The 20,042-nt window shown below is 31.7% G+C and carries 17 protein-coding genes, 11 tRNA genes, 1 riboswitch and 1 other annotated feature (1 of these 30 cut by a window edge); all 28 genes read left to right on the top strand.

Annotated elements, in window-relative coordinates; genetic code table 11:
• Positions 1–13, top strand: a sequence feature (16S ribosomal RNA rRNA prediction is too short); it begins 607 nt to the left of the window's first position.
• A 4-nt stretch (positions 14–17) separates the two neighbouring features.
• Positions 18–95, top strand: a tRNA-Asp gene (locus OREMA_RS0102600).
• A gap of 9 nt (positions 96–104) precedes the next feature.
• Positions 105–180, top strand: a tRNA-Thr gene (locus OREMA_RS0102595).
• A 63-nt stretch (positions 181–243) separates the two neighbouring features.
• Positions 244–319 (top strand) — tRNA-Ala (locus tag OREMA_RS0102590).
• A gap of 18 nt (positions 320–337) precedes the next feature.
• Positions 338–413: transfer RNA gene (locus OREMA_RS0102585), tRNA-Lys, on the top strand.
• Between the two features lie 23 nt (positions 414–436).
• Positions 437–512 (top strand) — tRNA-Met (locus tag OREMA_RS0102580).
• 6 nt (positions 513–518) lie between these two features.
• A tRNA-Phe gene (locus OREMA_RS0102575) sits at positions 519–594 on the top strand.
• 5 nt (positions 595–599) lie between these two features.
• Positions 600–684, top strand: a tRNA-Leu gene (locus OREMA_RS0102570).
• 9 nt (positions 685–693) lie between these two features.
• Positions 694–770: transfer RNA gene (locus tag OREMA_RS0102565), tRNA-Gly, on the top strand.
• 6 nt (positions 771–776) lie between these two features.
• Positions 777–853, top strand: a tRNA-Ile gene (locus tag OREMA_RS0102560).
• A gap of 4 nt (positions 854–857) precedes the next feature.
• Positions 858–934: transfer RNA gene (locus OREMA_RS0102555), tRNA-Arg, on the top strand.
• Positions 935–968: 34 nt separating this feature from the next.
• Positions 969–1,045 (top strand) — tRNA-His (locus tag OREMA_RS0102550).
• 206 nt (positions 1,046–1,251) lie between these two features.
• Positions 1,252–2,004, top strand: a complete 753-nt coding sequence (locus tag OREMA_RS19305; protein ID WP_276324722.1) for a UPF0236 family transposase-like protein — start codon at positions 1,252–1,254, stop codon at positions 2,002–2,004.
• A complete protein-coding gene (locus OREMA_RS19300; protein ID WP_276324721.1) occupies positions 1,953–2,642 on the top strand; it encodes a UPF0236 family transposase-like protein in 690 nt (229 codons plus the stop codon). Before OREMA_RS19305 ends, OREMA_RS19300 begins: the two co-directional genes overlap by 52 nt.
• Before the next feature lie 125 nt (positions 2,643–2,767).
• Positions 2,768–2,854: riboswitch (cyclic di-GMP riboswitch) on the top strand.
• Positions 2,855–3,150: 296 nt separating this feature from the next.
• Positions 3,151–4,869 carry a type II secretion system ATPase GspE gene (gene gspE / locus OREMA_RS0102540; RefSeq protein ID WP_018247723.1) on the top strand — a complete coding sequence of 573 codons (1,719 nt, stop codon included), beginning with the start codon at positions 3,151–3,153 and terminating at the stop codon, positions 4,867–4,869.
• Between the two features lie 14 nt (positions 4,870–4,883).
• Complete coding sequence (locus OREMA_RS0102535; protein ID WP_018247722.1) at positions 4,884–5,942, top strand: type IV pilus twitching motility protein PilT; 1,059 nt, start codon at positions 4,884–4,886, stop codon at positions 5,940–5,942.
• A gap of 16 nt (positions 5,943–5,958) precedes the next feature.
• Positions 5,959–7,182 (top strand): type II secretion system F family protein, encoded by a 1,224-nt coding sequence (locus OREMA_RS0102530; protein WP_018247721.1) that lies wholly within the window; start codon positions 5,959–5,961, stop codon positions 7,180–7,182.
• 120 nt (positions 7,183–7,302) lie between these two features.
• Positions 7,303–7,677: a type IV pilin protein gene (locus OREMA_RS19295; RefSeq protein ID WP_018247720.1), complete on the top strand. Its 375-nt coding sequence runs from the start codon at positions 7,303–7,305 to the stop codon at positions 7,675–7,677.
• Between the two features lie 111 nt (positions 7,678–7,788).
• Positions 7,789–8,535 (top strand): prepilin peptidase, encoded by a 747-nt coding sequence (locus tag OREMA_RS0102520; protein WP_018247719.1) that lies wholly within the window; start codon positions 7,789–7,791, stop codon positions 8,533–8,535.
• 42 nt (positions 8,536–8,577) lie between these two features.
• A complete protein-coding gene (locus OREMA_RS0102515; RefSeq protein ID WP_018247718.1) occupies positions 8,578–10,104 on the top strand; it encodes a hypothetical protein in 1,527 nt (508 codons plus the stop codon).
• A gap of 3 nt (positions 10,105–10,107) precedes the next feature.
• The gene (locus tag OREMA_RS0102510; RefSeq protein ID WP_018247717.1) at positions 10,108–11,883 is read left to right on the top strand and encodes a type II secretion system protein; all 1,776 of its coding nucleotides are present in this window, start codon (positions 10,108–10,110) and stop codon (positions 11,881–11,883) included.
• Between the two features lie 15 nt (positions 11,884–11,898).
• Positions 11,899–13,806, top strand: a complete 1,908-nt coding sequence (locus OREMA_RS0102505) for a PilW family protein (RefSeq protein WP_018247716.1) — start codon at positions 11,899–11,901, stop codon at positions 13,804–13,806.
• A 244-nt stretch (positions 13,807–14,050) separates the two neighbouring features.
• Positions 14,051–15,100 (top strand): type IV pilus assembly protein PilM, encoded by a 1,050-nt coding sequence (gene pilM, locus OREMA_RS0102500; RefSeq protein WP_018247715.1) that lies wholly within the window; start codon positions 14,051–14,053, stop codon positions 15,098–15,100.
• Positions 15,097–15,705: a PilN domain-containing protein gene (locus OREMA_RS0102495; protein WP_018247714.1), complete on the top strand. Its 609-nt coding sequence runs from the start codon at positions 15,097–15,099 to the stop codon at positions 15,703–15,705. The genes pilM and OREMA_RS0102495 overlap by 4 nt, the downstream gene beginning before the upstream one ends.
• On the top strand, positions 15,692–16,246 hold the full coding sequence (locus OREMA_RS0102490; RefSeq protein WP_018247713.1) for a type IV pilus inner membrane component PilO: 555 nt from the start codon (positions 15,692–15,694) through the stop codon (positions 16,244–16,246). Before OREMA_RS0102495 ends, OREMA_RS0102490 begins: the two co-directional genes overlap by 14 nt.
• Complete coding sequence (locus OREMA_RS0102485) at positions 16,246–16,833, top strand: hypothetical protein (protein ID WP_018247712.1); 588 nt, start codon at positions 16,246–16,248, stop codon at positions 16,831–16,833. The genes OREMA_RS0102490 and OREMA_RS0102485 overlap by 1 nt, the downstream gene beginning before the upstream one ends.
• Positions 16,802–18,364 carry a LysM peptidoglycan-binding domain-containing protein gene (locus OREMA_RS0102480; RefSeq protein WP_018247711.1) on the top strand — a complete coding sequence of 521 codons (1,563 nt, stop codon included), beginning with the start codon at positions 16,802–16,804 and terminating at the stop codon, positions 18,362–18,364. Before OREMA_RS0102485 ends, OREMA_RS0102480 begins: the two co-directional genes overlap by 32 nt.
• A gap of 298 nt (positions 18,365–18,662) precedes the next feature.
• On the top strand, positions 18,663–18,938 hold the full coding sequence (locus OREMA_RS0102475; protein ID WP_018247710.1) for a LysO family transporter: 276 nt from the start codon (positions 18,663–18,665) through the stop codon (positions 18,936–18,938).
• Between the two features lie 2 nt (positions 18,939–18,940).
• Entirely contained in the window at positions 18,941–19,540 is a 600-nt protein-coding gene (locus tag OREMA_RS0102470) for a lysine exporter LysO family protein (RefSeq protein WP_018247709.1), read from the top strand.
• The last annotated feature ends 502 nt before the right edge of the window (positions 19,541–20,042 follow it).

The raw sequence follows: 20,042 nt of genomic DNA, 5'->3' as shown, positions 1-20,042 counted from the left end.
CCAAAAGCTAACAATACGGGGATGTGGTGGAGTTGGTTTACCACGCCGGCCTGTCACGCCGGAGGTCGCGAGTTCGAGTCTCGTCATCCTCGCCATTTATACGAGCTAACTTAGCTCAGCTGGTAGAGCAGCTGACTTGTAATCAGCAGGTCGTCGGTTCGACTCCGACAGTTAGCTCCATTAAAAATTATATAAAGGTTTAATTTTATCGTTAGATTTTCAACTGTATTATATTTGAATTTTGGGGATATAGCTCAGCTGGGAGAGCGCCGCCCTTGCAAGGCGGAGGTCACCGGTTCGATCCCGGTTATCTCCACCAAAATTTGACCTATATTATGGGCCATTAGCTCAGTTGGTAGAGCATCTGACTTTTAATCAGGGTGTCGGAGGTTCAAATCCTCCATGGCTCACCAATTTAAATTAAATAACTTAATGTCGCGGGGTGGAGCAGTTGGTAGCTCGTCGGGCTCATAACCCGAAGGTCGTTGGTTCGAATCCATCCCCCGCAACCAAAATATGGCGAGATAGCTCAGTCGGTAGAGCAGAGGATTGAAAATCCTCGTGTCCCCGGTTCAAGTCCGGGTCTTGCCACCATTTATGCGAAGGTGGTGGAATTGGCAGACACGCTAGACTTAGGATCTAGTGCCGCAAGGCGTGTGGGTTCGACTCCCACCCTTCGTACCAATAAGTTAAGCGGGAGTAGCTCAGTTGGCTAGAGCACCAGCCTTCCAAGCTGGGTGTCGCCGGTTCGAGTCCGGTTTCCCGCTCCATTACATGGGTCTATAGCTCAGTTGGTCAGAGCGCACGCCTGATAAGCGTGAGGTCAGTGGTTCAAATCCACTTAGACCCACCATTATGTGCCTGTAGCTCAGCTGGACAGAGCAACGGCCTTCTAAGCCGTGGGTCGGAGGTTCGAATCCTCCCAGGCATGCCATTTGAATTTTTGAAATAGAAAATCAAATACTATGGTGGATGTAGCTCAGTTGGTTAGAGCGCAGGATTGTGGCTCCTGAGGCCGTGGGTTCAAATCCCATTATCCACCCCATTTTATTTAAAATACCTTTTTGAGGTATTTTTTTATTTTTTGGGTACTATTTTTTAATATTAAAGATTTTATATGTTATTTATTTTATAAACAAGTAACTTAGTGTAAAATAAGTGTAGGTAAATTTAATCAAAAAATTAGAAAAAGGACTCCTCTTTTGATAAAGTGTTAAGTACCTAATCAAAACACATCAAGGAGGAGTCCCTATGGATACAATTATACAGCAGTTTGGAGAAAAAATTAAGGATAATTCAGAAGAATTTTTAAAAAATATTCTATTGAGTGATAAAGAAGATATTTCAGACTTTATAAATACTCTAAGAAAAGACTTTGATGAATTAGGTAAAGANTTGTGTAAGTATATTATAGAAGTAATAGATGAAGTAATTAAGGAAAGTCCTGAGCGTAAAAAGAATTGGAAGATAGTAAGAAAAAAGAAGAGAAAATTGATAACAGAGTTTGGTGAAGTTGAATTTGAGAGAAGGTATTATAAATCTAAGTTCAATAAAGAGTATGAACATTTAGCAGATAAAAAATTAGGTATAGATAAGTATCAAAGGATAGATACTGGCTTAGAAGCAAAGATAGTAGATTTATCAATTGATAAATCTTACGCCAAAGTAGGAGAGGAAGTAGTGAATAATTTAACTATAACAGGTCAAACAGTTATGAATAAAATAAGAAAATTAGGTAAAATAGAAAACGATAAATTAAGTAATCCGAAAGCAAAAAGAAAGATTGATTATTTATATATAGAAGCTGATGAAGACCATGTTTCTTTGCAAAACGGGAAGAATGCTGTACCAAGATTAGTTTATGTTCATGAAGGAATTATTAAAGAAAATGGTAGAAATAAGTTAAAGAACAGTTATTCCTTTTCAGGTATGTATAACAAGTCGGAAGACTTGTGGCTAGAAATTATGGACTATATAGAGGATATTACGACTTTGATAGCATAAAGCAGATTTATATTGCAGGAGATGGGGCACTTTGGATTAAAGAGGGTTTAAAGTGGTTGCCTAAAAGTAAGCAGATACTAGATAGATATCATTTAAATAAGTATGTTTTAAAGGCTACAGGACATGCCCAAAAGCTTAGATTTGATCTTTGGCAAGGAATAAATAATTTAGATAAAGTACAGATAAAAGAGATATTTAGTGAATTGATATCTCAAGCTGAAAAGGAATCTAAGAAGAAAGCGATAAGACAAAGTAGAAGCTATATTTATAATAACTGGGCTGGAATAGTAAACTATTATAAAGATGAAAATGCTATTGGTTGTAGTGCTGAAGGTCATGTTAGTCATATATTATCAGATAGATTAAGTTCAAGACCAATGGGTTGGTCTGAAGTAGGAGTAGATCAGATGGCAAGATTAAGGTCTTTTAAATTTAATGGAGGAACAGAATACGAATTAAAAGAAATTATTCTAGAGAAAGCAAGAAAAGAGCAAAAAGAAGAAAAAATAGTGGAAATAGAATCAAAAGTAGTGAAAAATAATTTGAAAAAGAAATTTGCTGAACCAAGCAATAATATCCCAAGTATAAATAAAGGAGTAAGAACTAGACTGTTTAAAGCAGTAAAGTCATTGCTTTAATTATCAAAAGAGGAGTTTTAAACTTTTACCTACAGAAACTTGACACTATCAAACAAGTAATTATATCTTGAATTATAAGGAAAAATGATATATAATTACCTTATATTAACTTTATAATAAAAATATTTACTTCAGGAAGCGATGAAATATAATCTAAATTTGGTCACCTTATGGATTATATAGAGCAAATGGTGAAACCGCCCTAAATTCTAATTTGAGGATTTAGGGTCTTGTTATTTTGTATATCAAATTAAGACCTTAAATTTTATGGTTTTAATTAAATAAATTATTAATTAAGAAGGAAATTATTAAATAAGGCAGAATATATTATAATATACCATAATATAGATCATAGGTAAATTATTAGATGGATTATAGTAAAATAAATACTATATTACATAATAAGGTAATAAAATATATGAGATTGTATAGAAAATACTTGTAAATAGGTTTATATGTTTATTGCTTGTAGGTATTTTGGTATTTATAGTACAAACGGGGGATATATATGATTAAGAAAAAAAGATTAGGAGATATTTTAGTTGATGCAGATTTTATTACAGAATCTGACTTACAAAAGGCTTTAAAAATTCAAAGAGGGAGCGACCAAAGGCTTGGATCGATTTTACAAGAATTAGAATTAGTTACTGAACAGGATTTGGTTGAAGCATTAGAATTTCAATTAGGAATTCCTCAGGTTGATTTAGAAAAATTTATAATTGAGAGTGATGTTATAAGTATGATTCCTCCAGCTTTAGCTCATAGACACCATGCTATCCCTATTAAGAAAAAAGGGAATATCCTAACTGTAGCCATGGAAGATCCTTTAGATGTATTGGCTATCGATGATATTAGACTCAAAACACATTGTGAAGTTGTTCCTGTAATTGCAACTAAAACGGAGATAAAGCTTGCCTTAGAAAGATACTTTAGTAACAATGAAATATTGAATGAGTTTTTAGAAGATATGGTGGAAGTAAAGGATTCTAATGAAGAGAGTGAAGAGGTACAGGTTGATGCTTTACGTGAAATGGTAGATGATGCTCCGATTGTAAGGCTAGTGAATAATATAATTGCTGATGGAGTGAAATTGAGAGCAAGTGATATTCATATTGAGGCTCATGAAGAAGATATTCAAGTAAGGTACAGGGTTGATGGAATATTACATACAGAGATGAATATTCCTAAGAATGTTCACGCAGCATTAGTTTCTAGAATAAAAATAATGTCAGATTTAGATATTGCGGAAAGAAGAATACCACAAGATGGTAGAATTCAAATGATTATAAATGGCAAAGAGATAGATTTGCGTGTATCTACCTTACCTACTGTAAAGGGTGAAAAGGTTGTTATGAGGATTTTGGATAAAAGTAATTTGATGTTAAATCTAGATGATTTGGGTTTTTTACCAGAACATTTAGAAACTTTCAAACAGATGATTTCTCACCCTCATGGGATGATATTGATTACTGGGCCTACTGGTAGTGGTAAGACAACTACTTTATATTCTGCATTAAGTTCTTTAGATAATGAAAAAGAAAATATAATTACTGTTGAAAATCCAGTGGAATATAGGTTAGATGGTATTAATCAGGTTCAAACTAATGATAAAGCAGGTTTAACTTTTGCAAGTGCATTACGTTCAATTTTAAGACAAGATCCAGATATAGTTTTAATTGGTGAGATTCGTGATAGAGAGACAGCTGAGATTGGAATTAATGCTGCCTTGACTGGTCATTTAGTATTAAGTACTCTACATACTAATGAAGCAGCAGGTGCGCTATCAAGGATGATAGATATGGGAGTAGAACCTTTTCTGGTTTCTTCTTCAATAGTAGGCGTCGTAGCTCAGCGTTTAGTAAGAAGAATATGTCCTGATTGTAAAGTGAAATCTAGGGAAAAGTTAATAGATAAAGATTTAGAGAAGTATCTAGGAGAGGGAAATTATACTATTGATTTTTATCATGGTAGAGGATGTAGAAGGTGTAATGATACTGGCTATCGTGGGAGGGCTGCTGTACATGAAATATTAGAAATAGATAATGAGCTTAAACGAATGATAGTTAAAGGTGCATCCACTGGTGATATAGCTGAAAGAGCAATAGAAAAGGGAATGATTACTCTTGAGGCTTCAGGTTTACATAAGGTTAATAGTGGTGTTACTACTTTAGAGGAAGTAATGCGAGTTACTAGAGTACAGTTAGGAAAACCAGAATTTGTTGAATGACAGGGGGTAGACTTATGAGATTAGACGAAATATTAAAAAAAGCGATTAAAATAGAAGCTTCTGATATTCATTTGACTGTAGGTGCATCTCCTATGGTTAGAGTTAAAAGTAAGTTGGAGGCTATTGGAGAAGAAATATTAACTCCCGAAAAGATGCTTAATTTAGTTTCAATGATGATGCAAGAACCTCAAAAAAAGATCTTTCAAGAAAAAGGGGAAGTTGACTTTGCTTTTCATTTAGATTCAGGTGAGTTTGATCACCGTTTTAGAGTTAATGCCTTTCATCAAAGAGGAAGTGCAGGAGCTGTTTTAAGAATTATTCCCCATGAAATTCCTAGATTAGAGGAATTAGGTTTGCCTTCAGTTCTTGAAGAGATTGCATTAAAGCCTAGAGGATTATTTTTAGTTACTGGCCCTACAGGTAGTGGTAAATCTACTACTTTAGCTTCTATAATAGATTTAATTAATGAAAAGTTAGACAGGCATATTATAACTTTAGAAGACCCAATTGAATATGTTCACCATCATAAAAAATCTATAATTAATCAAAGGGAGATAGGGTCTGATACTCAAAGTTTTGCTAATGGCTTACGTTCTTCATTGCGTCAAGATCCAGATATTATTTTGGTGGGTGAGATGAGAGATTTAGATACTATTTCTACAGCAATTACTGCAGCAGAAACTGGTCATTTAGTTTTAGCTACTCTACATACTAATGGAGCTGCAGAAAGTATTGAAAGGGTCATTAATGTATTTCCCCCACACCAGCAACAACAAGTTAGAACACAGTTAGCTCTTAGTTTAGTAGGAGTTTTCTCTCAACAACTAATGCCTGGAATTGATGCTTTGGATAGAATAGCAGCTACTGAATTATTAATTTCTAATTCTGCAGTTAGAAATTTAATCAGGGAAGGTAAAATTCATCAATTGGAAACGATTATGCAAACCAATAAAGATATAGGAATGCATACTATGGATTCTTCATTAAAAGATTTATATGCTAGGGGTGAAATAAGTTGGGATCAAGCTCTAAGTAGAGCTAATGATACTAAGCTTCTAAAGAATTTAATTTAAAATTATATTAAGGGGGGTGGCAGTTATTGCACAGGTATTCTTATACAAAGCTAGAGATTCGCAAGGTTCATTGACTGAAGGTTTGATAGAAGCAGAAAATGAAGAGATCGTAGCAAGGAGGTTAAGGGATAGAGGGTTTTATATAACCTCTATTGAGAAGGAAGAGCAAGAAAAAAAGAGCTCTAATATAAAACTTCCTTTCTTGAATAGGGTCAAATTAAGTGATTTAGCTCTATTTTGTCGTCAGTTTTCTACTATGATTAATTCTGGTCTTTCATTGGTCAAGTCACTAGATATCTTAACAGAGCAGACTGAGAATTCTAAATTAAGGGAAGCTGTAGGCAATATTAAGGAAAAAGTGGAAGGTGGAATGGCACTATCTACAGCAATGAAAGAGGAAAAGAAGATTTTTCCTAAATTACTAATTAGTATGATTGAAGCAGCAGAGATAGGTGGTTTGTTAGATAGCACTTTAGAAGAGATGGCAGATCACTTCGAAAGTGAAAATGAACTATCACAAAAGATTAAGTCTGCCATGGCTTATCCTTTAATCATATCTGTAGTTGCAGTAGGTATAGTGATTTTCTTAATAATGGGGGTCTTACCAACCTTTGTTGAGATGTTTGAAAATATGGGTCAGCAATTGCCGCTAATCACTAGAGCCTTATTGGGGTTAAGTAAATTTCTGACAATTCATTGGTATGTAGTTCCTCTTGTTATATTTGCTCCAATTATATCAATTTATCTATATTATCAGCGGGAGTCAGGAAGAAAGAAGATAGATGCTTTCAAATTAAAGGTTCCTGTTTTCGGAAAGTTATTAACCAAAATTGCTGTGGCTAGATTTACTAGAACCTTAGGAATTTTGGTCAATAGTGGTGTTTCTATTTTGGAAGGCCTAGATATAGTCGCCAATATCATTAGTAATCAAGTTATTGCTGATAGTATTAGAGAGGCTAGAAAGAGCATTAGTGAAGGTGAGAGTATCGCTATTCCTTTGCGAAAAAATGGTGTCTTTCCGATGATGGTTTTACAGATGATTAAAGTAGGGGAAGAGACTGGTAAATTGGATGAGATGTTACTAAAGATATCTGACTTTTACGAAAAGGAAGTTGAACATACAGTAGAAGCTGCAGTCTCATTAATTGAACCACTTATGATTGTTGTTATGGGGGTAGTAGTTGGAGGGATTGTAGCAGCAATGATGTTACCGATGTTTGATATGGTACAAGGAATTTAATCTTTTACTTTATAGATTAGATTATTATACTTATATGAGGGGGTGGTTATAGGAGAAAAGGATTAAGTTGCTTTTTGATTTACTATAATTAAAGAAAAAGAATAAAAAGGAGTGGAGAAAATGATGAACTTATTGAGAAGAGAAGAAGGTTTTACTTTAATTGAATTAATGATTGTAATTGCTATTATAGGTATATTAGCTGGTATAGCTTTACCTAGATTTGCTGATACTAGAGCAACAGCTGAATTTGCTAGAGCAAGAGCAGAAATGAAGAACTTACAAACTGCATTAGAAATGGAAATGGCTACTCAGCAACAATATCCTACTGGTACAACTTTCACAAATATATTAAATGATAATGCATCTAACCGTGTAGTAAATAATCTAACCCAGACTACTCTTACTAGTGCTAGTTATGTTTTAGATTATTCTGATCCTGATACTAGCGGAACTATTCAGATTAATAGTAATGGAGATTTCCTAGTTACTCCATAATTATTTAAATAATACTTGACACTGTTTTTTGACAGTGTCAAGTATTATAAAATTTAATGCTTTGTTTTAACTTTGCTTACAATAATATCTTCAGGAAATAGGTGAAATCAAATGATAGCAGAGATTATAATATTTTCATTAGGATTATTGATAGGTAGTTTTTTAAATGTAGTAATCTATCGTTTGCCCAAAAATCAATCAATAGTTTGGCCAGGATCTCATTGTCCTAAGTGTCAAGAAGATTTGAAAGCAATTGATTTGATTCCAGTCTTTAGCTTTGTCTTCTCTAAAGGGAAGTGTCGTTATTGTCAGACAAAAATTTCATATCAATATCCATTAGTTGAACTAATAACAGCTATTTTTTCTTTGGGAGTATATTTGAAATATGGATTTAGCACTCATTTTTTTATTTATAATATTCTGATTTTTCTTTTAATAATTTCTAGTTTTGTTGATCTTAAATATCAAATTATTCCCAATAAGATTACTTATCCTGGAGTAGTTATAGCTTTATTAACTAGCTGTTTTTTTGACCATATTTCTATTCTGAATTCTGTGTTAGGAATAATATTAGCAGGAGGATTCTTACTAGTGATTGCTATCTTAACTAAAGGGGGCATGGGAATTGGTGATGTTAAATTAGCAGCATTAAATGGTAGTGTGCTTGGGGCTAAATTTGCATTATTAGGAATCTTTTTAGGCTCTTTAATTGGTTCAATTATTTCATTGTTTTTAATTTATGCTGGGATTAAGAGTAGAAGGGATAGAATTCCTTTTGGTCCCTTTATTGCTATAGGAACAGTAGTAATGATCTTCTGGGGAAATGAGATTATTAATTGGTATTTTGGTCTTTTTTAAAGAATAGAAGTATATGATTAAAATATAGGAGGTGAAGTCAAGATGCTTAGTAAATTTCTAAAATATCAACAAGGATCTGCACTTTTAGTAGCAATAATAGTTATGTTTTTCGTTGGGATTATAGGATTTGCTTTATCTACATTTGTTGCTTCTGAAATCAAAAGTGTTGATGTAGATAGTAATGTCAAAGAGGCGCGTTATGTAGCCCGTTCAGGAGCAGCGGCAATGGTAGCTTGGATAGAGGATCATAATCTGGCAGATATGATAGGAAATTTTGGGGGATTAGCTGATGGCAGAACTACTGCTTGGACTGATTTTGAATCTAACTCCAATCTAAGCAAGCAATATAGAGTTAATGTAACGATGAATGATGATAATAATAGCATTGATATAACATCGGAAGGTAGAGTGGGAAGAATAAATGATGCTAGTGACTTCAATACTCTGGCTAGAGAGACTATTAGAGTTTCCTATGGTCAGCCGACGGGGACGTCAGGGGTAGCTGATTTGGATAGAAGTATTTTTGCTATGGATCGCCTTGTATTTGATGGAGATGTAATGATTCCTGGAGATATAACTGTTAATGGTGGTTTTCTAATCAATCAATCTTCTGTTTTGGAAGGGGATAATTTCCAATTAGGAGAAACAGATGGTAGATATAATAGTAGTATCAGAAATAGTGTTAGTCTAACAGGAAGAACTGATATTCTAATGGGTTTAGCTGAAGATAATATAGATCAAAATGTAAGAGATGATATTGATGCAATGATTGATAGTGTAGATGTAAAAAGAGAAACATTAGAGGTGATAAATCCGTATACTTTACCTGCGTTCCCTGTTTATCCTACAGACCTTGATAATAGGGGAGATTTAGAAATTGATAATGATACACCTACCTCAGCGCTAACTATAGATGTAGATGGGGAGTATGACAATATTACTATAGCTGATGGTGAGACATTAACAATAGAAGTAGCTAATCAAGATAGAATTATTAGAGTAGATAATCTTATCATAGAAGATGGAAATATAGTTATTAACAAGGCAGATGGGTCTGATGCCAAGGTGAATCTATATGTCAATAATTTACAATTTGTTAATGAAGATCCTGCTAATGATGATTCAACTATTAATTCAGGTATAGGGGCTAATAGTGATAATCTAATTATTTATCATAATGGGTTACAGACGTTAAGGGTAAGTGGTAGACAGAGAATTAATGCTCATGTCTATGTTCAGCAGGCAAATATATTCCTAAATAGCATCCATAGTATTTTTGGAGATATTGTTAGTGGAGGAGATAATATTACATTAGAGTGTGCTGTAGTAGTTGATCCTTCAGCATTAAGTAGAGCAATCTATGCTCCTAAATCTATTATAAACTTATCTACAGTAGGAAACATTCGGCCTCAGACTCATTTAGGAGTAATTGTAGGTCAAGAGGTAAGAGTAGGGCCGCATTTTAATGTAGATTTATTTAGAACAAATACCTATGAAATCTTAGGTGGAGAAGCAGACTTTCAAGGTGGTAGAGTTTATCAAAATCCTCTATGGGAAGAGGGGAATTAAGTTATGAACAGTCTAATAAAAAGGGAAGAAGCGTATACTTTAATTGAGATTCTTTTAGCGGTTAGCATCTTATCAGTTGCTTTAATTAGTATGATGAATCTTTTTGGTGATGGTTTTTCTGCCTTAAGAGAGACGCAGAATTTAACAGCAGATATTAATTCGGCACAAAAAAATGTAGTGGGCCAAATTTCTGCTGATCAAGGAAATTTTGGTGAGAGTTTGACTATAACCTTTCCAGCAGTTAATGCGCCTGGCACTGAGAATGATAAAAATCAATTAGATATAACAGTAGATGGTGGAATGGCTATTGCTAGAGCAGGTAACAATTTAAATCCTAGAAGGATAGAAACTTTTTTACCTAATATCCCTGTGATTGTAAATGTAGAATCCGATAGAGATAGTCATGTCTTTGGAGATGAACCAGATAGTATTAATTTAACAGTAGAAACTAGAAGAATTCAAGATGGTGCCAGAGTCAAGGCTAAATTAGTAAGTAGTACAGATGTAGAAGATGTCTTGATAGAAAGTAACGAAGTCACAATCCAAGATAATAAAGCTGAAAATATAACTTTAACAATACCTTCTGCAACAAACATATCAGCTCTAGATCCAGGAACATATCAGATTAGAGTTGAAGTAGAAGGAGTAAATCAACCTTTTCCAGTTGATTATATTGTAAAACCAGTAAATTATGTATTAGTTGGTGATAGTGGTACTCTAATTACTTCTAATAACGGGCAAGAATGGAAACAGCAAAGTGTATTAGATGAAGATATTGATTTGAATGATATTATTTATGGAGGACCTTTAGGTGAAAAAATTTTTGTAGCTGTAGGAGAAGAAGAGTCATCTACTGGTACTTTTAGTGGTATCATAATGACTTCTGATGATGGAGTGAATTGGGAGAAAGAGAATGATGTTAGTGTTGTATTAGATGATATAGAATTAGAAGGGATAGCTTGGGGGGGTAGTCGTTTTGTTGCAGTTGGTAGTGAGGGAACAATTATTTCTTCAAGTTTTGATGAGAGTAGTAGTGATTATGGTAGCTGGAGTGATGATTTACAAGCTGGTTTTACAATAGGTCTAGATCTGAGAACTGTTAAGTATATTGAAACAGAGGTTGATGATCAAGAGATTAAAGGATTTGTAACTACAGGAAATATAAATGATGGTTCAAGCAATATCTTAATTCATAATTTTGAAGGGAATTGGAAGTCAGTTAGCAATTCTATTTTGGCAGGATCAAGATTTAATGATATAGAATTTGCAGAAAATGATTTGGCAAATTCAATGTTTATGTTAGCTGGTCATAGTTCTGAAAATAAGGCTATAATAACTCCTTTTACCCTAGATATAGATTTAGATAATAAAATTGAGATTAATTATGCAACTGGAAGCAATAATGAATTAACTTTATCAGAAGGTGAAAAGAATAGTAATTTTAATGATATTATTGTTGGACAAGAAACTTATGTAACAGTGGGGAATGAGAGTGAAACAACTGGAGGTATAATAGAGGAAGAAGCAATTTATTATGAATTTACAGAAGAGAATAATTGGCAAAGAAGAACAGCATTATCTACTGATCTTCCTATAGCAATGGCAGATCTACAACAGATCTTATGGGGGGATAATATTAGTATCTTAAGTGGTAGAGCTAGTGATGATGAATTTCAGATTTTCTATTTAATAGGAGAGCAATGGCAAGTTGCAGATATAAAAGATAAATCTTTATCGTTAAATCAAAATTCTTTTAATGTGATGGTTCTAAGGCGTTAAAAAGGAGGTAAGATAGTGTATAGGTTGAAAAAAGATTCAGAAGAAGGGTTTACTCTGACAGAACTTATGGTAGCAATCTCTATCTTTAGTGTAATTATAGTAGTTATATATAATATTATGTTTAATTCTAGTGTTTTCTTTAGAAGAGGAGAAGATCAAGCTCAAAAACAGGAGGATGCTAGAAGGGTTGAACAGATGATTTCTAATACCTTATCTTATGCTACCAATATTGAAATATTAAATGACCCTAATCTAGTTACTCCCGAAAATATTGATCATCAAAACTTTGATTATATCTATTTGAATGCTAATGGTGATATTGTATTTTATCCAAGAAGCTTAAGTGTTCCTAGAGTTATTGCTCACAGTAAAGGTGGAAGCCAAAAAGGAGATTATGGATATGATTTGGAATTTAAAAGAGCTGGAGAAAAATCAGTAGATGTGAGGATTGCAACAAATACTATTATAGATAATGCAGGAACTACAACTCAAGATATCAATATTTCCACAGGAGTCTTTGCTGAAAATAGTGGACTGGGGAATAATGATAACGGTATCATCGGTAATAGAGGAATGATTATCAGATATTTACCTGGAATAGAAGCAATTACTCAGAGACAAGAAGAAGGTCAGTTGAATCTGTTTTGGAGAGATTTCGTAACTGGTGCTGTAACCGGTGCTATAGAAATGGCTGATGGATATACTTTCAATATGTCAGGAAGTGGAGAAGAATTATCTGCTCAGTTAACTGATGACGGAGGTAATACAAGTGCTAGTGGTGGTTTGATCTTCACTCAATTAATAGATAGATATTTTGAAGGTACTACTGGTAATATAGATAGTTATTCTTTAATAGTAGATGCAGCACTTTCTGGTGGTTGGGGTTATGGAGTTTTGTTGAGAGGAGCTTATGATCCTGATAAAGGAATAGATTGGGGCTATATGTTTCAGTTTGATCCTGGAGCTAAAGGATTTGTATTAAGGAGAATTCAGGGAGGATGGCATAGAAATCCTGCTTATGTTGGAGCTAAAAGGGATGACGGTCAGACAATAGGGTCTTACAATGCTATATATAAGCCAACAGATTTGGAAAATGATGATTTCAAATGGAAGGGCAATGAAGATTGGCATAAAAGGTATAATACTATTATTAAGGTACAAACTCAACCTAATGATGATTTGATCATTAGAGTAAGGTTAGAAGATAAGACTGTAAAGCCACATGCTGTATCTGAAGAGATGTGGTTTGGTAATTTTGGCAATGTTGAATTGGCCCACAATAAAACCTTTACTGGGGGAAATATTAATAGTGGAGGTCATTTTGATGCCAATAAAGGCTTGGATTGGGATTATTTTGATTATTGGGATAATGGTCATCAACCATTGCCATCTGATTTGGATTTACCTGGTAGGTATTTTGCATTGCGCAGTTGGACTGGTAGTGGCGATACAGCCTATAATGTAAAATTTTATGAAGTTATTGTTGCTGGCGCAGAACCAGCGGTAAAAGAAGTTGAACACAATAATTCTAGTCCTAAAGTGATTAGATTGATTTTTGATGAAGAGATCACATTATTATTAGGTGAAGAGTTTGAAGATTTAGTTGCAGGAAGTGACTATTATACTGAAAGCTCTTTGAACTTTGAACTCTTAGAAGAAATAATGGATAAGTCTAAAGATAATCCAATTAAGAAGAAGATAATAGATAAATTTAATGAAGACTTTACTATTGGTAGTAATATTCAAATTGAAAATGTAGAATTAGATAATGATGAAGGAGAGCCAATTGTTTTAAAATTAATTCTTGAAAGTAATATTTGGGGTGGAGAAATAATTTATTCACCAGAATTAGCTGATGAAAATCTAGGAATCTTATCTGATTATCAGGGTAATCTTGTTGAAGGTTTTAGAAGAGATTTTTAAATTCATTCTAAATTTTAATAATTATATAGATATCAAACTTTAAATTGAAAGTTAATGAGGATATTTTTATATTTGGTGGTTAAGGTTTAGGCATTAGGATTTACCTAGTTCCTAGAGCCTATATCCTAATGCCTAAAATATTGAAATATTAATCTATAAGAAGATATTTAAATTAATTTTAGAGTTGTTTATCTATAGTACAATTGTTTGAGCTAAAATAAAATTTAATAAGAGAGGTGAAACTATGGGGATATTTTCAAGTTTAAAGAAGAAGATTAATTTATTGAATAACAAAAATGTAATTGGACTTGATATTGGAGAAGAAAGTATTAAAATCACAGAAGTACAGACTGTCTGGGGACGGATAGTTTTAAATAGTTTGGCTTTAATTCCAACTCCAGAGGATGCAGTGATTGAAGGTGATATTAAAAATTTGAGTTTATTAGAAGAGAAAATAAACGAAGCATTAGATGAGAATGAATTTGAAGCCAATAGAGTGATTACTGCAGTTAGTGGAGAGCAGGTAATTAGTAGAATGGTTGATATTCCCGCTATGCCAGAGGATGATTTAGATGAAGCTATTAAATGGGAGGCTAGAGACAAACTACCTATTGATGTAGAAGAATCTATAGTAGATTATGAAATTTTGAATAAAAAAGATGACGGAGGATATCAAATATTAATTATAGCTGTAAAAAAAGATTTAATAGATAAGTATTTAAAACTCTTTGAGGCTTTGGAATTAATTCCAGTAGCAATAGAGATAGAGCCTGTAGCTATTGCTAGAACAGTAGATAAGCTTTATATGGATGATACTATTGGAGTAATAGATATAGGAACTAAGACTACTGACATATCAATTATTAATAGGGGAAGATTATTATTTACCAGAACAGTAGGTATGGGAGGAGAAAATATAACTCAAGATATTTCAGAAACAAGTGGAATTTCTTTGGAGAAAGCAGAAGAATATAAGAAAGATAATGATTTATTTAAGAAAGAAGAAAGTAATCTGATTGTTAGAAACTTAACTACTGCAATTTATCGTTCTTTAGATTACTTTCAAGTTAAGTATAAAAGTTTTGATATTGACAGGATAGTGTTAACTGGTGGAGGTGGAAATTTAATTAATTTTGATCGCCATTTGACTAAAGAGTTTGGAGTAAGAGTAGAAAAATTAAATTTATCTAATCGATTGAGGTCAGAATTAGCAAGTGAAGACTATTTATCAGAAGTAGCTCAATTATTAGGAGTAAGTATTGGACTAGCATCGAGAAAGGAGGATGACAGATGATAAACTTATTACCTCCAGAATATCAAGAATCTAGTGGTTTAACACAACCAGTAACATTTTTTATAAGTATAACTCTTATTGCTACTATAATAATAACTATGGCTATATTTTATTCTGATGTATATTATGCTGATAAAATAGCAAGTCAGAAGCTTATTATTGTGCAAAGAGAATTATCTAGATTAAATTCAAAAACTAAGAATTTAAAGAGTTTAAAAGCAAAGAAAGATAAATTAGAAAATAGTTTAGCTAGTAGAGATGATGTGCTGGGTGAGAGTATTTATTGGCCTGCTATTTTAAATGAATTTAGAGATATATTAACTAAGAGTAGTTGGGTAAGAGAAGTTAGTGTTTCTAAAGATAGAGAATTGAAAATTTTAGGATATACTACTAATAAAAAGGAACTAAAGTTTATTATTGATAACTTGCGAAATTCAATTTTCTTTTCAAATATTAATATAGAAGTAGCCAGACAAGAAAAGATTACTTATCCTAATTATAAAGAGAGTGAAGGTTTCTATTATAGTTTGGTAGGTAAAATAAATAAAAAAGATGTAATAGAGAAGAAATTAATAGATAAGGGGGATAATAATGGTGCTCAATAAATTGCAACCCCGAGAAAAGAAGTTGCTAATAGGTTTTATTGCCGTATTATTAATAGGTGGTTTTAGTTATTTTTATAGTTGGCAGAAAAAATCTTTAAATCAAAAAGAATTGCAAATAGATAATACATTAAATAAAGTTAAAATAGAAAGTGCTAAATTAAAGAAAAGTTCCGTTTTAGAAAAAAAATATCAAATCTTATTAAAAAAATTAAATGCAAAGCAAAAAGATTTTTTAGAGCAAAATCAAGAAGTAGATTTTTTATTAGATTTAAATGATTTGGCATTAAATACAAATGTAAGTTTGACAAATATGAAGCCAGGCCATATTAGTCAGCAAGATATTTATTTAGAATTTCCTGTAGATATAACTTTAAAAGGGGCTTATGGAAATATTATAAAATTTATAGAAGAAGTAAAGTCATTAAAATATATAACTAGAATAAATAAGTTTAATATTTCATCAGTTGCAGGGTCAAATAATGAGTTAGAGGCAAAAATCAGTTTAAGAAGTTATTCGCTAGATAGGAAGGAGGTTAATTGATGCAATTAAATAGTGATTATAAACCCAAGATTTTTGAAAACAAATTAGTGATTTTATTTATTGTGGTAATTATGTTTCTATCTAGTTCAACATTGTTAACTTATAAAATATTGAGTTTTAAAAATACACTAGAGGTTAGAAGGTTTGAAAGAAAAGTTAATAATATTTTAAAAGCTTATAAGGCTAAGAATGATAACTCTGCCGAGAGTAAAGTTGATAAAAATGAAGTTGTCAAATTAATGTCTAGTAATGTAGAAGATAGATTAAAGAATAGAAAATATTCTACTAAAGATCCTTTTCAAGTTGTATTAAAGAAAGCTTCTAAAAATATAGGTAAAAATAGAAAAAAAGGTAAAATAAGCGGAACAGAGAATATAACTGATAATATTAAGGTTTTGGGTGTTGTCAATAATGGACCTTCTAAAGTAGCTATTGTTAAATTTGGGACTTCAAATTCTGCAGTTCAAATTATGAAAATAGGTGAAAGTTTTGCTGGCTGTACTCTTAAAGAAATAAGGTATGATGGAATAGTAATTGAAAGACATGGAGAGTATTTTGTATATATCTTTGGAGGTGAGAGCAATTAAATATAAGAATTCAATTAAAAAATTAGTATTGATGATGTTGGTGCTTAGTTTGTTTTCGATGAATTTGAGTGCATTTGGAGAAGAAAATAATATTGAGATGAATTTTAGAGGGGTAGATTTAAAGGATGCTTTTAGGGCTATAGCAGATATCTCTGGTATGAATATTATCACTGATAAATCTGTAGCAGGGCCAGTCACTGTTGATTTGAAAAATATACCCGCTTTAGAAGCTATAGAATTATTGGCTAAGACAAATGGACTAGATTATAGAATTGTGGGGAATACAGTTTTAATTGGTAGCCCCGAAAAGTTAAAAAATAGTTTTGATAAAAGAGAAACTAGAGTATTTAAATTAGAAAATGCAATTCCCAAAGATATACAGAAAAGTTTAGAGCTGTTGGTAGGAAAAGATAGTATAGAAATTGATACTAGAACAAATAGTCTTATTGTTAGTGCTTATAAAAAAGAGATGAAGGATGTAGAGAAAGTAATTTTTCAATTAGATGAAGCTAAAAAACAGGTGATGATTGAAGCTAGAATAGAAGATATATCCCGTGATGAATTAGATAGTATGGGAATAAATTGGAATTTTGCTAAAGAGACAGTTTCAAATGGTGCTTCAATTATTTGGGATAATGTTAATGCTACTAAAGAAGCAAATGTAGTAGAAGTTGGAGATGTAACTATGGATTACAAAAGTGTTCTAGGACTTTTGAAAAAAAATGGCGATAGTGTTACTTTAGCTAATCCTCATTTATCAACTATTGATGGAAAAGAAGCAGTTATTAATATAGGACAAGAGATACCTATTATTAGAGAGACCAAGAGTGATGATGAAACAACAAGAGAGGTTGAATTTAGAACTGTAGGTACTATTTTAAAATTAACTCCAAGAATCACAAATGGAGCTGTTAGTTTATCTATTAGTCAAGAGACAAGTAGTTTAGATGGATATATTGATAATATGCCTAAAATTAATACTAAGAATGTAACTACCAATGTTATGGTTAATGATGGTAAGACAATAGCGATAGGAGGTCTAGTCTCTGATGAGCAAATTGAAGAATTGTCTAAGGTACCATTATTAGGAGATGTACCTCTGTTAGGTAAATTATTTAGAGAAAGAAAAGTCAAAAATGATAAAAGAGAGTTGGTTATCTTTATTACCCCTAAAATAATTGATATTAGCAAAGAAGCTAAAGAAGATCAAGAAACTACTAACCTAAGAACTGCTAAATATTTAGTTAGAAAGTATGATACTTTATGGAGTATAGGAAAAGCCTTTAATATTTCTTTTGCTAAGATCATGGATTATAATGATATAGAAAGTCCACAGATGTTAGAATTAGGACAAATATTAAAAATTCCTGTTCCTGCTAATCGTTATTATACAGTAGCTAAGGATGATGATTTAAGGTCATTAGCAGAAAGATATGATATAGATATACAAGATATAAAGAAAATAAATAATCTTGAAACTTTAGAAGGTAAAGCTGGGGAATATATAGTTCTTCCTGTAGCGGTTAAATAAGAATAAATAACAAAAGCTTTCTACATTAATGTAGAAAGCTTTTGTTATTTAAACTAATCTAATATTTAATATGTAATTTGTAGTGTGAGAAAATTTAAGAGGTGGATCTTTGTGCTTTATATAAGCTTAATTTAATATCTTTTATTTATTAATAGTAGTTAGATTTTACCATTTTAATAATATTGTATATTTATTCTTTAGATATATTTAGTTAGTAAAATAGATTTATTGGTAGCAAGCTTATAAGTATGTTATAATTATATCGAAATCTTTATTATATTTTTAGAGGAGGATTATTATGTGGGTAATTATATTATCTTTATTAATGGGGATTTTAATTGGCTACATAGATATATTGCCAAATAGACTTAATAAATTAAGTGATAAATTAACTTTAGTTGGATTAATGATATTGTTATTAGTGATGGGGATTAAGATTGGTATAAGTAAGGAGATAATAAATAATTTAGATTCATTAGGGTTAAAAGCTATAATTTTATCTATTGGATCTATTTTAGGAAGTATTTTATTATTGTTATTTGTTGAAGTTGCTCGTAGTAGTAAGGGGGATTAAAAATGTTATTAATTATCATAGTTATGATTGTGATAGGTATTTACTTAGGATATGAAATTATACCTCCTACTTTTATTGGAGAGTTAGATTTGATTTCTACTCTTTCGCTATCATTTTTATTATTAGGAGTAGGTATAGATATAGGAAAAAACAAAAAAATAATTAATGATCTAAAAAGATTAGGACTAAAGGTATTGTTGGTTCCTATTTTAGTAGGAGTAGGAAGTATAGCAGGAGCAATTTTATTTGGTAAGTTATTAGATATACCTGTGAATGAGGCTAGTGCAATAGGTGCTGGATTTGGTTGGTATAGTTTATCTGGTATTATACTTTCTAAGATTTATAGTGCAGATATAGGGACTTTAGCATTTTTAACGAATGTTTTTAGAGAAGTAATTGCCATCATATTAATACCTATTATGGCTAAACTAGGTAGTAAGATAGCAATTATTGCTCCTGGAGGTGCTACAACAATGGATACTACGTTACCTCTAATTACTAGGAGTATTAATCAAGCTGAAATTACAATAGTAGCTTTTATTAGTGGAGTAATCTTATCTGCAATGGTACCTGTTTTAGTACCTTTATTGATTAACATATAATTTACTTTTTAAATAAAGATTTAAACCATTTTAAAGGGGCAGGTAGCTTAAAGCCACCACCAACAGATTTTAAATCATCATGTTCATTTTTTGACCATGCATATAGAAAATCAATCTTCATATTATGACCTCCTTTTATATGTAGTTTTAATTTATTATTTAGATTATGTATCTACTAAAAAAATCGTTACAATAATTTGTAAAATATATTTCCTTCAAACTGTAAACCATTTATTTCATTTTATTGTAATTAAAATCTTTTTATCATGGCTAAATTAGAGGAATTTATTGAGATTTATAGAAACACATAAGTATTGAATTTTATAGCAAATATTAAATCTTAAAAAAACAAAACATATACTAGATGATTGTAATCAAATTTATAAAATATTTATATTAATTTAGTTATTATTTGGAAATCATATAGTGAAAATAGATTGCTTTTTTTCAGTAATTCTATAGATATTTAAGACATAAGTGAGACTTAATAGGGATATTACGA

Origin of the sequence: Orenia marismortui DSM 5156, assembly GCF_000379025.1 — a bacterium.
Classification (GTDB): domain Bacteria; phylum Bacillota; class Halanaerobiia; order Halobacteroidales; family Halobacteroidaceae; genus Orenia; species Orenia marismortui.
This window is presented reverse-complemented; position numbering and strand designations above follow the sequence as displayed.